The sequence below is a fragment of the Haloarcula taiwanensis genome (assembly GCA_002844335.1).
Lineage (GTDB): Archaea > Halobacteriota > Halobacteria > Halobacteriales > Haloarculaceae > Haloarcula > Haloarcula taiwanensis.
The window spans coordinates 1,996,139-2,009,399 of the sequence record CP019154.1 but is presented as its reverse complement, the minus strand read 5'-3'; the positions used below and the strand labels follow the sequence as shown (position 1 = coordinate 2,009,399).

Annotated in this window: 16 protein-coding genes; 11 read left to right on the top strand and 5 right to left on the bottom strand. The window is 64.1% G+C overall.

What is annotated here, in order from left to right:
• Window positions 1-15 precede the first annotated feature (15 nt).
• The 4 genes from BVU17_10205 to BVU17_10190 are packed head-to-tail and all read left to right on the top strand — an operon-like array spanning window position 16 to window position 3,906.
• The gene (locus tag BVU17_10205) at window positions 16-1,011 is read left to right on the top strand and encodes an anthranilate phosphoribosyltransferase (protein ID AUG48892.1); all 996 of its coding nucleotides are present in this window, start codon (window positions 16-18) and stop codon (window positions 1,009-1,011) included.
• On the top strand, window positions 1,008-1,652 hold the full coding sequence (locus tag BVU17_10200) for an N-(5'-phosphoribosyl)anthranilate isomerase (GenBank protein ID AUG47869.1): 645 nt from the start codon (window positions 1,008-1,010) through the stop codon (window positions 1,650-1,652). The genes BVU17_10205 and BVU17_10200 overlap by 4 nt, the downstream gene beginning before the upstream one ends.
• Window positions 1,649-3,286 (top strand): anthranilate synthase component I, encoded by a 1,638-nt coding sequence (locus tag BVU17_10195; GenBank protein ID AUG47868.1) that lies wholly within the window; start codon window positions 1,649-1,651, stop codon window positions 3,284-3,286. Before BVU17_10200 ends, BVU17_10195 begins: the two co-directional genes overlap by 4 nt.
• Window positions 3,283-3,906, top strand: coding sequence for an anthranilate/aminodeoxychorismate synthase component II (locus tag BVU17_10190; protein AUG47867.1), 624 nt, complete (start codon window positions 3,283-3,285; stop codon window positions 3,904-3,906). The genes BVU17_10195 and BVU17_10190 overlap by 4 nt, the downstream gene beginning before the upstream one ends.
• On the opposite strand, the gene BVU17_10185 is transcribed toward BVU17_10190, so the two are convergent.
• Window positions 3,903-4,091, bottom strand: a complete 189-nt coding sequence (locus BVU17_10185) for a hypothetical protein (protein ID AUG47866.1) — start codon at window positions 4,089-4,091, stop codon at window positions 3,903-3,905. The genes BVU17_10190 and BVU17_10185 overlap by 4 nt on opposite strands.
• Before the next feature lie 127 nt (window positions 4,092-4,218).
• Between BVU17_10185 and BVU17_10180 the strand changes: the two genes are divergently transcribed.
• Complete coding sequence (locus BVU17_10180) at window positions 4,219-4,419, top strand: hypothetical protein (protein ID AUG47865.1); 201 nt, start codon at window positions 4,219-4,221, stop codon at window positions 4,417-4,419.
• An 81-nt stretch (window positions 4,420-4,500) separates the two neighbouring features.
• Here BVU17_10180 and BVU17_10175 read toward each other — a convergent pair whose 3' ends face one another.
• Window positions 4,501-5,334 (bottom strand): orotidine-5'-phosphate decarboxylase, encoded by an 834-nt coding sequence (locus tag BVU17_10175; GenBank protein ID AUG47864.1) that lies wholly within the window; start codon window positions 5,332-5,334, stop codon window positions 4,501-4,503.
• Window positions 5,335-5,455: 121 nt separating this feature from the next.
• Between BVU17_10175 and BVU17_10170 the strand changes: the two genes are divergently transcribed.
• Window positions 5,456-5,938, top strand: a complete 483-nt coding sequence (locus BVU17_10170; protein ID AUG47863.1) for a hypothetical protein — start codon at window positions 5,456-5,458, stop codon at window positions 5,936-5,938.
• 47 nt (window positions 5,939-5,985) lie between these two features.
• Here BVU17_10170 and BVU17_10165 read toward each other — a convergent pair whose 3' ends face one another.
• Both BVU17_10165 and BVU17_10160 read right to left on the bottom strand, forming a co-directional pair.
• Complete coding sequence (locus BVU17_10165; protein AUG47862.1) at window positions 5,986-6,330, bottom strand: hypothetical protein; 345 nt, start codon at window positions 6,328-6,330, stop codon at window positions 5,986-5,988.
• Window positions 6,330-6,770 carry a hypothetical protein gene (locus BVU17_10160; protein ID AUG47861.1) on the bottom strand — a complete coding sequence of 147 codons (441 nt, stop codon included), beginning with the start codon at window positions 6,768-6,770 and terminating at the stop codon, window positions 6,330-6,332. The genes BVU17_10165 and BVU17_10160 overlap by 1 nt, the downstream gene beginning before the upstream one ends.
• 90 nt (window positions 6,771-6,860) lie before the next feature.
• Here BVU17_10160 and BVU17_10155 point away from each other — a divergent pair, with 90 nt between their 5' ends.
• Complete coding sequence (locus BVU17_10155; protein AUG47860.1) at window positions 6,861-7,232, top strand: 30S ribosomal protein S8e; 372 nt, start codon at window positions 6,861-6,863, stop codon at window positions 7,230-7,232.
• A gap of 49 nt (window positions 7,233-7,281) precedes the next feature.
• Here the strand turns inward: BVU17_10155 and BVU17_10150 are convergent, their stop codons facing one another.
• Window positions 7,282-8,280, bottom strand: coding sequence for a histidine kinase (locus tag BVU17_10150; GenBank protein ID AUG47859.1), 999 nt, complete (start codon window positions 8,278-8,280; stop codon window positions 7,282-7,284).
• Window positions 8,281-8,589: 309 nt separating this feature from the next.
• On the opposite strand from BVU17_10150, the gene BVU17_10145 reads away from it, so the two are divergent.
• From BVU17_10145 to BVU17_10130, 4 genes are all read left to right on the top strand, one after another.
• Window positions 8,590-9,618: a phosphate ABC transporter substrate-binding protein gene (locus BVU17_10145; protein ID AUG47858.1), complete on the top strand. Its 1,029-nt coding sequence runs from the start codon at window positions 8,590-8,592 to the stop codon at window positions 9,616-9,618.
• Between the two features lie 83 nt (window positions 9,619-9,701).
• Window positions 9,702-10,712 (top strand): phosphate ABC transporter permease subunit PstC, encoded by a 1,011-nt coding sequence (locus BVU17_10140; protein AUG47857.1) that lies wholly within the window; start codon window positions 9,702-9,704, stop codon window positions 10,710-10,712.
• Window positions 10,713-12,356 carry a phosphate ABC transporter, permease protein PstA gene (locus BVU17_10135; GenBank protein AUG47856.1) on the top strand — a complete coding sequence of 548 codons (1,644 nt, stop codon included), beginning with the start codon at window positions 10,713-10,715 and terminating at the stop codon, window positions 12,354-12,356.
• Window positions 12,356-13,234 (top strand): phosphate ABC transporter ATP-binding protein, encoded by an 879-nt coding sequence (locus BVU17_10130; protein AUG47855.1) that lies wholly within the window; start codon window positions 12,356-12,358, stop codon window positions 13,232-13,234. Before BVU17_10135 ends, BVU17_10130 begins: the two co-directional genes overlap by 1 nt.
• Window positions 13,235-13,261: the final 27 nt, after the last annotated feature.

The window sequence follows — 13,261 nt, the reverse complement described above, 5'->3', positions numbered from 1 at the left end:
CCATTGATGAATACAATGAAAGAGTATATTGAACGCGTCACCGACGGTGAAGACCTGACACAGGACGAGGCTCGGACCGTCGCGACGACTGTCTTCGAGGATGCGACCGAGGCACAGATCGGAGCGCTCCTGACGGCACTGCGGGCAAAGGGGGAGACAGAGGCCGAGATCGCTGGCTTCGCGGAGGGGATGCGAGACGCCGCACGGACCATTCGGCCCGACCGCGAGGGGCTTGTCGACACCTGCGGGACCGGTGGCGACGACTACAACACAATCAACGTCTCGACGACGAGCGCCATTGTCGCGGCCGGGGCTGGCGTCCCGATTGCCAAACACGGCAACTACTCTGTCTCTTCATCGTCTGGGAGCGCCGACGTGCTCGAAGAGGTCGGCGTCGACATCGAGGCCGAACCGCCGGCTGTCGAGGAGACGATTGAACGAGACGGGATCGGCTTCATGCTCGCACCCGTGTTCCACCCGGCGATGAAGGCCGTTATCGGCCCGCGCCAGGAACTCGGGATGCGGACTGTGTTCAATATTCTCGGCCCGCTGACGAACCCTGCCGATGCGGACGCACAGGTGCTTGGCGTCTACGACCCGGACCTCGTGCCCGTGATGGCCGAAGCGCTGGCTCGGCTGGATGTCGAGCGGGCGCTGGTCGTCCACGGCGACGGCCTCGACGAGATTGCAGTCCACGGCGAGACGGTTGTCGCGGAAGTAACCGGCGACCGGATCGCGGAGTACACCATCTCCCCGGAAGACATGGGGCTTGAGACACATGACATCGAGGCCATGGCGGGCGGCGAGCCCGCGGAGAACGCCGCCGACCTTCGTGGCATCGTCTCCGGAGAGATCACCGGGGCGAAGCGGGACATCATCCTCGCTAACGCTGGCGCAGCCATCTACGTCGCCGGTGTCGCCGACACGCACGAGGCGGGGGTCGAACAGGCCCGGCAGGCTATCGAGTCGGGCGCGGCGGCCGACAAACTCGACGATCTGATCGGGGCATGACGCGCGTGAAGATCTGTGGCGTGACGGACAGCACGGACCGCGATGCCGTCGTTACGGCCGGCGCTGACGCGGTCGGCGTCATCCACGGTGTCCCGGTCGACACACCACGGGAAGTCGATGCGGCCACTGCCGAGAAGCTCGCCGACGGCGTCCCGCCGTTCGTGACGAGCGTACTGGTGACGATGCCGACGACGGTTCAGGAGGCCGTCAGGCGCGTCGACAGGATCGAACCCGACGCAGTGCAGGTCCACGACGGACTCTCACCGGCAGAACTCGGGGCCCTCGACAGCCGCATCACCCAGGATATCGTCGCCGTCGTCGAGGCGGACGCGCCAGCCATCGAGAGCTATGCCACCCACGCCGACGCCTTGCTCGTGGACTCAGTCGACGCCGACGGCGGCGGCGGCACGGGCGAGACACACGACTGGGAGCGCACGCGCGACCTCGTCGACTCGCTGGATGTGCCCATCGTGCTGGCTGGCGGACTGACCCCTGAGAACGTGGCCGACGCCGTCGAGACGGTCGAACCGTTCGCCGTCGACGTGGCGAGCGGCGTGGAGTCCGCTGGCGGCACGAAAGACCACGACGCGGTCAGCCGGTTCGTCCGGAACGCCAAGCAAGCAGCGGAGGGAGCGGTATGACCCTCGATATCTCCCGCGAGGAGTTCGTCGAACACGCCAAGGCCGACCGCCCGGTCGTCGTCCGCACCGCCGCGGAGCTGGACGTCGACGTGGAACCGCTGACCGCGTACGCAGCGCTGACCGGCCGCACGAGTGACGTAGCCGCAAACGATTACACGTTCCTGCTGGAAAGCGCCGAGAAGGTCGCCTCCAGCGACCCCGACGGCGCGTTCGCGCCGGAGACCGACGACCGCCACGCCCGCTTCTCCTTCGTCGGCTACGACCCGCGCGCTGTCGTTACCGTGACCGGCGACGAGAGCGAGGTCGAGGCGTTCGACGACCGCTACGCCGACCTCGTGACGACCGATGGCGGCGACGTGGTTGATGACCTCCGGGCCGCGATGCCCGATGTGGCGCTGCGGAACTTCCCGGAGATGGACCGCCAGCATCTCGAAGGCGGCCTCGTCGGCTTCCTCTCCTATGACGCCGTCTACGACCTCTGGCTCGACGAGGTCGGCTTGGACCGCCCCGACTCGCGGTTCCCGGACGCGCAGTTCGTCCTCACGACGTCGACGGTCCGATTCGACCACGTCGAGGATACTGTCTCGCTCGTGTTCACACCTGTTGTCAGGCAAGGCGAGGACGCCGGCGAGCGCTACGACGAACTGGTCGCCGAGGCCGAACGGGTCGAGGCCGTGCTGACGGACCTCGCCCCGCTGGAGACTGACGGCTTCCGCCGCGAGGACGAAGTTGCTGGTCCGCAAGACGAGTACGAGGACGCCGTCGAACGCGCCAAGGAGTACGTCCTCTCGGGGGACATTTACCAGGGCGTCATCTCGCGGACCCGCGAGCTGTACGGCGAGGTCGACCCGCTGGGCTTCTACGAGGCGCTCCGGGCGGTGAACCCCTCGCCGTACATGTATCTGCTGGGCTACGACGACCTGACCATCGTCGGCGCGAGCCCGGAGACGCTGGTCTCGGTCGCCGGCGACCACGTCGTCTCGAACCCCATTGCGGGGACGTGCCAGCGCGGAAACTCCCCCGTCGAGGACCGCCGCCTCGCTGGCGAGATGCTCGCCGACGGGAAGGAGCGGGCCGAACACACCATGCTGGTCGACCTGGCGCGCAACGACGTGCGCCGCGTCGCCGAGGCCGGGAGCGTCCGCGTTCCTGAGTTCATGAACGTCCTCAAGTACAGCCACGTCCAGCACATCGAATCCACGGTCACTGGCCGGCTCGCCGCGGACAAGGACGCCTTCGACGCCGCCCGCGCGACGTTCCCGGCGGGGACCCTCTCGGGCGCGCCGAAGATTCGCGCCATGGAGATAATCGACGAACTCGAACGCTCGCCGCGTGGCCCCTACGGCGGCGGCGTCGGCTACTTCGACTGGGACGGGGACACCGACTTCGCCATCGTCATCCGCTCGGCCACGGTCGAGGACGAGGGCGACCGGGACCGCATCACCGTCCAGGCCGGCGCGGGCATCGTCGCGGATTCGGACCCCGAAAGCGAGTACGTCGAGACCGAGCAGAAAATGGACGGCGTGCTGACGGCGCTGGAGGAAATCGAAGGGGAACCGGTCGACACGACTGTGGGTGCCGACGACACCGAGGCTGCGAGCGGAGCCGACGGCCCCGAGGAGGTGACCCGATGAGTGCGTCACAGCCCGCTGGTGTGGACGCTGTCAGGGACGACCTCCGGGTGCTGTTCGTCGACAACTTCGACTCCTTTACGTACAATCTCGTCGAGTACGTCTCCGAACACGCAGAGACCGAAGTCGTCCGCAACACCGCGACGCTCGACGAGGTCAAGGCGTTCGACCCCGACGCCATCATCCTGTCGCCGGGGCCGGGCCATCCGAAGAACGAGCGGGATGTCGGTGTCACGCTGGCGGTCCTCCGCGAGGTCAGCCCTGACGTGCCGACGCTCGGGGTCTGTCTGGGCCTCGAATCGGCGGTGTACGCCTACGGCGGTAGCATCGGTCGTGCGCCGGAGCCGATTCACGGCAAGGCGTTCCCTATCGACCACGACGAGACGGGGGTCTTCGAGGGCCTGGAACAGGGGTTTCAGGGCGGGCGCTATCACTCGCTCATCGCCGAGGACGTGCCCGACGAGTTCGTCGTCAGCGCGACCACGGAGACCGAGGACGGGACAGAGCTGGTGATGGGTGTCCGCCACCGCGAATATCCCATCGAGGCCGTCCAGTTCCATCCGGAGTCGGTCCTGACTGCGGTCGGCCACGACGTGATTCGGAACTTCCTCGCCGGCCTCTAGATGACCTGAAAGCCCAGCAGTCCGAGTATCCAGAGGACGGCGACGGCGATGATAGCGATGATAACGAGCCGCCACGCCACCTTCATCACGAGCCGACCGACCAGCAGGACCACGGCGATAGCCAGCAAGCCGACGAGTATCGCTGGCAGCGATGGCAGCGCTCCAAGCTGAAGGAGTGGCAACATACTACAGATAGGAATAGCCACGGGGAAATACTTCGTGGCCGGCGGGGACTGTCCCGGCACGGGTTGCTGAACCACTGCACGCTCACACCGCCAAAGATTCAAACGGCCAGCTGTGCTACCCACTATCATGAGCGTCGCCGGACTGTGTGAACTCTGTGAGCGCCCCGACGTGGACCACACCTGCGACAGGTGCGGGCGACTCGTCTGTGATCGCCACTGGGACGACGACACCGGGATGTGCGTCGAGTGTGGCGCAGAGGTCGGTCGGCCGGGCGACCGCGTCTCGCCGGAAGACATGCCTGACGGCGTGGACACGTTCCGCTTCTGATACTGTCGGCTGTAATCACGTACCGAATGTTGCCACCTCGAACTGGCGAATATCTCCACGAAGGTACGGCTACCATACGAGCTACCGGAATTGATTCAATCGCTCTTTGAGCTGTCGTGCCGACTGGCCGGCGGCCTTGAAAAACGCGTCACCAGAGTCATCGCGCCGCGCGTCAGCGTCCTCGCCGGCGAAGATGATACCCCGCGAGGAGTTGACGAGGCCGACGCCGTCGGCGAGGCCGTGCTCGACAGCGGCCTCGGCGTCGCCGCCCTGCGCGCCGACGCCGGGGACGAGAAACGGAATGTCTGGAACCAGTTCGCGGATTTCCTCGAGTTCGTCGGGGTTTGTCGCACCGACGACAAGACCGACGTTCCCGTTGCCGTTCCAGAGGTCAGCGAGGTGGACGACGCGCTCGTACAGTTTCTCGCCGGAGGCCAGTTCGAGGTCCTGTAAGTCCTCGCCGCCGGGGTTCGAGGTGCGCCCGAGAACGAACACCCCTTTGTCCGCGCACTGGAGGAACGGCTCCAGCGAGTCTCGTCCGAGAAAGGGGTTGACCGTGATGGCGTCGGCGGCGGGGCCTGCCTCGTCGTCGAGAATCTGGGCGTACTGCCGTGCGGTGTTGCCGATGTCGCCCCGCTTGGCGTCCAGCAAGACCGGCACGTCTTTGCCGTGTGCGTAGGCGATGGTTTCTTCGAGGGCGCGCCAGCCGTCGGGGTCCTCGTAGAAGGCGGCGTTTGGCTTGTAGCACGCGGCGTGCTCGTGGGTCGCGTCGATAATCCGGCGATTGAACTGCCAGCGCGGGAGGTCGGCGTCCAGCACGCTGTCTGGGAGGCGGTCGGGGTCCGGGTCGAGACCGACCGATACCACGCTGTCGGCGGTCGCGATGCGGTCCGCGAGGCGGTCGAAGAAGTGCATAGATACCGCGGCGGTTGGCAGCGATACAAGCGTTTCCTTCTCGTGTCGCCCCTTGCTTCGGTGGAATCAGATTTGATACTTCTTCCGCTGTCTATTTCACACCGGAGGGAGAAGCCCGCGTATGGATCGTTTCGTGGATGTCGGTCACGTGGCCGAGACTCTCCCAGACCTGAGCGAAGCCCTGGATGACCCACGGCTGCGGCAGTTCGGACTCGTCGGCGGTGTCGTGCTCGTGGCCCTCGGCGCGCTTCTGTCGCTCGCGCCCGCGTCCGAGCAGTGGCTGTTCTGGTCGTACGCCGTCGCCGCGACGCTGGTGTTTATCGGCGTCCCACTGCTGTGTCTCGGCCTCGCCGCCCCCGACCCGGAACCCGGGTCGCTGTTCCATCTCGGTATCGAACTGACGACGACACAGCGCCGGGCCGTCGCGCTGGGCTCGCTCTGTATCACAGTGACACCGATTGTCATCGCCCTCGGGACGCCGCTTGGCCTTCCAACGCTGGTGCTTGCTATCGCTGCCGTGACAGCTATACTCGGCTCCGTGCTCATCCTGACCGGATTCGTCGCATGGACGTCGGCAGCTATCGCTGAGCCGAGCCGTCACTGAGTGCAGTTCAGTCGGTGTCCAACCGTTTCCGTCCTCCGAAAGACCGTCTACCCCGAGAGAGTCTGCTCCAGCACGTCGACCGTGGCTTTCACCGCCGCGCCGCTGTGAACAACAACGGTCCCCCCGTCGGCTGTGATATCGTTACGCTCTGGGACGGTTACGGGCTCCGCGTTCAGGACCAGTCGGGCCGTCTCCGGCGTCACCTCGACAACCGCCACTTCAGTGTCGTTGGCCGTCACACGGTAGGCGAAAGCCCCGTCAGGCGTCGGCTCCACGTCTCTGTCCGCATCAACGACGGAAATGTCCGCGAACGGGCCGCGCTGGAGACCGGTCAACTCCGAGGCGAGCAACTGCCCGATCCGCCGGCCGTCAGTGATTCTGTCCTTGACCATCAGAGTTCCTCCCGAACGTCCGCCGCGATAGCTTCGACATCGACACTCTCACTTCGCGCATACACGACAGCCGCGGCCTCAAGCGTAACGCCGATGTCGGACTGAAGCGCGTTGATGCCGGCGACGGCGGTTTGCTTTTCGATGCCGGCCTCGACGACAGCGTCGAGCACCCGCTCGAACGTCGACCGCGACTGCAGGATTTCCTCGCCGGGCGTGAACCCATCCGGGATGTCGGTGTGCGTGGCGTCGAATCCGACGACGAGGTCGTCGTCGTCCCGTTCGACTAACCCCTCGCTTGCGGCCACATCGACCAGTGTCTTGGCCTGGTCGGGCGAGAACCAGTTCCGGTCCAGCGAGAGCGCGACGACGAACTCGCTTTCCGCCATCCGGTCGGTTCCACGCTGGCGGAACGGCGCGGCGACGGCCGTCTTCAGACTCATCGTCAGAGCAACCGCTCGGCACGGGGGTAACGATTACGATGGCGAGTCGGCATCGAACGGTTCAAGTAGCCGCTGGGTCTTCCTTCCCCTATGAAAGACCAGGGACGCTCCCCTCGCAAGCGGACAGGCGGACGCCGACGACCGAACCACAAGAAGAAGAAACACGAGCTCGGGAAGGACACCGTCGAGACGCAGGTCGGCGAGCAGCGACTGAAGACCGTTGACTCCCGCGGCAACACCCAGAAGGTCCGTGCGGTCAAGACCGACGTTGCGAGCATCGCTGACGGCGCGGAAACCATCGAGGCGACCATCGAGAACGTCGTGGAGAACCCGTCGAACCCGAACTACGCCCGGCGAAACATCATCACGAAAGGCGCAATCCTCGAAACCACCGAGGGACGTGCCCGCGTGACCTCCCGTCCCGGGCAGCACGGGCAGGTCAACGCCGTGCTTGTCGAGTAATCCGGCGCGCAATCAGCGTTTTTAGCTGGCCACAGGTTCGGAGCGACAGCTACGGCCGTGGCGCAGCCTTCTGGAGTGCGCTTTCGGCGATATTGCCACCGTAGTCTGCAGTCCGGGACAGCGAGTCAACCACGCGACCAAGTAGTTGTGCGCTCTGTGGATCTAGCTCCCTGACTTTTCCGTCGACCTCGCGGGCGGTTTCATCGACTTCGGGAATGCGGGACCGAGCCTCGTTTGCCAGCTCGACGGCCTCGTCGTTGTCGTCAGCTAACAGCGCATCCATCGCGGTTTCGGGGACCGCAATGGCTTCGGTCTCCAGCTGGTCGAGAAGGTCGGCGGTTTCGCCGGTGATTTCGTCAATCTCCTGTGAGAGGCCGGCGATCTTGGTCGCGTGGTCGGCGATGCGTTCGAGTTGCCGGGCGCTGGACTGGTAATCGAACACAGTCTCACGCGGGAAGCCGATCTCGTTAGCCGCTGTCGGGTTCCGGAGGACGGTTCGGAACACACGGGAGACCATGTACCAGAGCCGGTCTACGTCGTCGTCGCGTTGCATCACGTCTTCTGCGAGGTCGTTGTCGTCCTCTATGAGCGCCTCGACAGCATCGGAGAGCATCGTTAGCGACACGAGTCGCATACGTGTGATGGCGTTGAGAACAGAGAGTTCCGAGGAGTCAAGCAGGTCCTGCAGAACAACACGGGCAGCCGTTTCCTCGATCATCTCAAGGCCGACCAGTCCCTGGGTCGCATCGCGGATGATGCGTCGCTGCTCGGCCGTGATCCGAGCGGCTTCCAGTCGGATGATGTCGAAGCCGCTGACGTACATCGTCATCACTGCCCGCGTGAGTTCGTGCCTGTTTTCCAGGCCGGTCACGTCCAGCGCTCCCTCGACGTGGTCGTCGCCGTGCTGTGGCGAGACCAGTAGCAGGTCGTCTTCGGCGTAGAATTCGACGATACTGCCGCTCTCGACACCGTTCTCTGTCGCCCATTCCTTCGGTAATGAGACGGTATACGTGGACCCACCCGTCAACTGTACTTTGCGCGTCTCCATAGTACTACAAATACACGCCAGAGATTTATAAAATATGATTTGACTATATATTAGCCATCGGTGCTCTATCAGATGCTGCCATGGAATCACAACCCACTGTGAAAGCACTATTCCAAGTGGTCTGCCACCACCGGAGTATGTGATGGATTTCGCTCTGTATTAGGATTAAAACGGCTTCAGACGGCCGCTGAATCGGTTTAAACGGCATAGCTTGGTAGGAGAACATAATAATATATAGCAGTATATAGCGTTTATATCTGGATATAGGGCTAATAGTAGGGTACTTATCCGCTCTTCATCTGGAACTGGATGATGACAGATTCACCGAGCGGTGGTTTCTCCCGCCGTCGTTTTCTGACGAGCTCCGGTGCAATCGGAGCGCTGGCACTGGCCGGCTGTACTGAACAGTCCTCTGATGGCAGTGACGGAAGCACCGGTAACAACGGTGGCAGCACCGACAGTAGCGGCAGCGGACAGCTGTCCGGTGAAATTACGATCACGGGGAGCAGCACGGTGTTCCCCCTCGCGACGGCCGTCGCAAACGAATTCCAGAAGCAACACGGCCAAGTCAACATCAGTCTCTCCTCTACGGGGTCCGGTGGCGGCTTCAGCAACCACTTCTGTGTCGGAAACGCCGAGTTCAACAACGCCTCACGGCCGATTTCTAGCGAAGAGAAGCAGCTCTGTGCCGATAACGACATTGAGTTCCACGAGATTCAGGTCGCCACCGACGCGGTGACCGTTATCGTCAACACGGAGAACGACTGGGTCGATTGCGTGACGCCGGAGCAGCTCAGACAGATGTGGCGCGCAGACGGTGCGTCGACCTGGGCGGACGTGAATTCGGACTGGCCCGATGAGCCGATCAACCGGTTCGGTGCCGCCGACACGTCCGGGACGTTCGATTACTTCAACGAGGCGATTCTCGGCGAGGAAGCGGACCACACCAGCAACTACGAAGCCACCGAACAGGATAACCTCATCCTGCAGGGCGTCCAGCAGGACCAGTACGCCATCGGCTACTTCGGTTTCGCCTACTACCAGAGTAACACGGACGCAGTCACGGCACTCAGCATTGACAACGGCGACGGCTGTGTCGAGCCTTCACTGGAGACAGCCAAGGCCGGCGACTACCAGCCCCTTTCTCGCCCCCTGTTCACCTATCCACAGAAGGGCGCGCTCGCCGAGGAGCACGTCGCCGAGTTCGCTCGGTATTTCATCGAACAGAGCGCCAACACTGAACTCGTCGCCGAGGACATCGGCTACGTCCCACGGACAGAGGAAGCGATGCAGGCGGAACTCGACGCCCTCAACGAAGTTATCGACGAGGTCCAGTAACGAGTCAGCTATATAGACAGTAGAGAACTACAGATACAATCACGCACTTTTCCCGAGATACATAGAATGAGCGAACAACACCGATGAGCAACGAAGGACAGACGCCAGACCTAGCAGGGGATCGAGGGTTCAGGTCGGTCCGTGAGTCGGCATACAAATACGCGCTGGCGGGCTGTGCCGTCCTATCCGTCCTGACGACGGTGAGTATCATCGGGGTGCTCGTCCTGGACGCCGCGGAGTTTTTCGCCGAGGTGCCAGTCCTCGCGTTCTTGACCGGAACGACGTTCAGCCCGAACCTCGAACCGGTCTCGTTCGGCGTGTTGCCCCTCGTTCTCGGGACGATTCTCATCACCATCGGCGCGGGCGCGCTCGCGCTCCCGACCGGCGTGTTGACCGCGATATACCTCAGTGAGTACGCGAGCGACCGCACGCGGTCGATACTCAAACCGATGCTCGAAGTGCTCGCCGGCGTCCCGACCGTCGTCTACGGCTACTTCGCTATCGTCTACGTCACGCCCGCGCTGAACGCCGCAATCACGTGGCTCAACGGCGCGTTCGGGACCGGCTTCGACGAGCTGGGGCTGTTCAACGGGCTCTCGGCTTCCATCGTCGTCGGCATCATGATTATCCCGATGGTCTCCTCTATCAGCGAGGACGCGATGAGTTCGGTCCCGGACTCACTGCGCCAGGCCGGCTACGGCCTCGGAGCGACGAAGTTCAATGTCTCACTGACTATCGTCGTGCCGGCGGCGGTTTCCGGTATCGCCTCGTCGTTCATCCTCGCTATCTCGCGGGCCATCGGCGAGACGATGGCTGTCGTACTGGCCGCGGGGTCGCAGCCGCCGGATATACCGCCCGTCCAGCAGGCCTTCGGCATCCCGTACGTGGCACCGGCTGACGTGATCGGGCTCTTTACCGAGAGCTCTGCGACAATGACCGTCGCGATGGTCAACATCGCACAGGGGGACATCTCCGGCGGGTCGACCGCGTACCAGTCACTGTTCGCTATCGGGCTCACGCTGTTCGTCATCACGCTGGCGATGAACGTCGTCAGCGACCTCGTGGCGAGTCGCTACCGGGAGGTTTACGAGTAAATGGCCACGACATCACCGACCGAGACCGAGTTCGGCGAGGTCAGCCGAATCAAAGGCATCGTCTTCAAGTACATCTCGTTTGCTGCGTCTATCGTCGGTATCCTCGCGCTCGGCGTGTTGCTCGCGTACGTGTTCTGGGACGCGCTGGGCCTAGAGAGCGCTGGCACCGGCTGGTACCTCGCGTACACGGGCACGCTGCTCGTCCCGCTGCTCGCGTTCTTCGCCTACGCCCGGACACGGCCCGCCGTCGTCGCGGGGACGTTCGAACTGTTCAGCATGACGCTGGCCGGCGTCCTGCTGACCGGCGCGGGCGTCATCATCCTCTCGATTATCGCCAGCCCCGGGGTGTGGTTCGCGTACTTCCTGACCGTCGTCGGGCCCATCGTCGGCCTGTACGTCTACGGCCAGTACGACCGCGAGGCGACCTGGGTCGGCCTGGCGATGCTCGGGGTGGTACTGCTCGGCCCGGTCGTCGGGACGCTCGGGCTGGGCCCGCTGACCGCGGTCGGCGCGTTGCTCGGCTCGCCCGGCATCTACTTCCTGTCGCTCGTGGTCCCCGCGGCCGCCGTCGCCGCGTACCTCTCGGCGGAACGGCTGGATTTCTCCCGCCGGCGGAGCCTGGGTATCGGTGTGGGCCTTCCGGTTCTGGCCATCGCCGCCGTCCCGCTGGTCGACACCGTGCCGGCCATCTCGCGGTCGGTCTGGCTCATCGGGCTCGTGTTGCTCGGCCTCCCGGCCGGGTTCGCGGTCGCGAACACGGCCCGAACCCGCGAGCGGTGGCCGGCGTTTGCCTTCCCCGCAATCGTCGCTCTCGGGTTCCTCGCGGGCGAGGCCGTCGTCACCGCCATCGGCGCGACGCCGCCGACCCCGTGGCTCGACTGGCAGTACGTCACCAGCGGCCCGTCCCAGACCGCGGCGGAGGCGGGACTGTACCCCGCTATCATCGGGTCGATATTCCTCATCGTGCTGGTGAGCGTGTTCACCTTCGTCTTCGGCGTCGGCGCGGCCATCTACCTTGAAGAGTACGCGCCCGGCAGCGGCCCGCTGGCCGCCATCACGCGGATTATCAAGGTGAACATCTCGAATCTCGCCGGCGTCCCGTCGGTCGTCTACGGCCTGCTGGGACTGGGCATCTTCGTCAACATCGAGTCCCAGCTCGGCCCGTTCACCTACGCCGGCTTCGGCGTCGGGACGGTGCTGACCGCCGCGATGACCCTGTCCCTGCTCATCCTGCCCATCGTCATCATCTCCGCGCAGGAGGCGATTCGGTCCGTGCCGGACTCGCTGCGGCAGGCGTCTTACGGGATGGGCGCGACCCGATGGCAGACGATTCGGAACGTCGTCCTGCCGCGTTCGCTGCCGGGCATTCTGACCGGGACGATTCTCGCGCTCGGGCGGGCTATCGGGGAGACCGCACCGCTTATTATGGTCGGCGCAGCGACGACGAAGTTCTCCCCGCCGAGCGGGCTGTTCGGCAAGCTCACCGCGATGCCGATGCAGATTTTCGCCTGGGCGTTCGAACCGAGCGACGAATTCCGGTACGGCGTCGTCGCGGCCGGCGTCGTGACGCTGCTCATCGTCATGCTGACGATGAACTCAGTTGCGATTCTCGTACGGAACAAATATCAACAGGAGGCAAACTAATGACTTCACAGGACATGGCCAGCGACACCGACGTTGAGACCGACGACGACTCCCTCGTGACGACCGACCCCGGCAAAGGCGGTCTGGACGAGAACGCCGACCGCGGCTCGGTCGGGCAAAGCGGGGCGGGGACCGTCATTGAGTCCCGCAGTCTCGACGTGTTCTACGGCGAGACCCAGGCGCTCCAGGACATCGACCTGGCCATTCCGGAGAACCAGGTGACGGCGATGATCGGCCCCTCGGGCTGTGGCAAATCGACGTTCCTGCGGTGTATCAACCGCATGAACGACCTCATCGACATCGCCCGCATCGATGGGGAGCTCATGTTCAAGGGGAAAAACGTCTACGACACTGACGTGGATCCGGTGGCTCTCCGACGCCGAATCGGAATGGTGTTCCAGCACCCGAACCCGTTCCCGAAGAGCATCTACGACAACGTCGCCTACGGCCTCCGCATTCAGGACAAGACCGATAACATAGACGAGGTGGTAGAGCAGTCTTTGAAGAAAGCGGCGCTGTGGGACGAGGTCAAAGACCGGCTCGACGAGTCGGCCCTCGATCTCTCTGGCGGGCAACAGCAGCGACTGTGCATCGCCCGCGCCATCGCCGTCGACCCCGAGGTCATCCTGATGGACGAACCGGCCTCGGCGCTTGACCCCATCGCCACCTCACAGATAGAGGACCTCATCGAGGAACTGGCCGAGGAGTACACTGTCGTCATCGTGACTCACAACATGCAGCAGGCGGCCCGCATCTCCGATAAGACGGCCGTCTTCCTCACCGGCGGCGAACTCGTCGAGTTCGACGACACGGACAAGATATTCGAGAACCCCGACAGCCAGCGCGTCGAGGACTACATCACTGGGAAGTTCGGATAGCCGTCGCCTGCGGACCGGCCGTTTTCG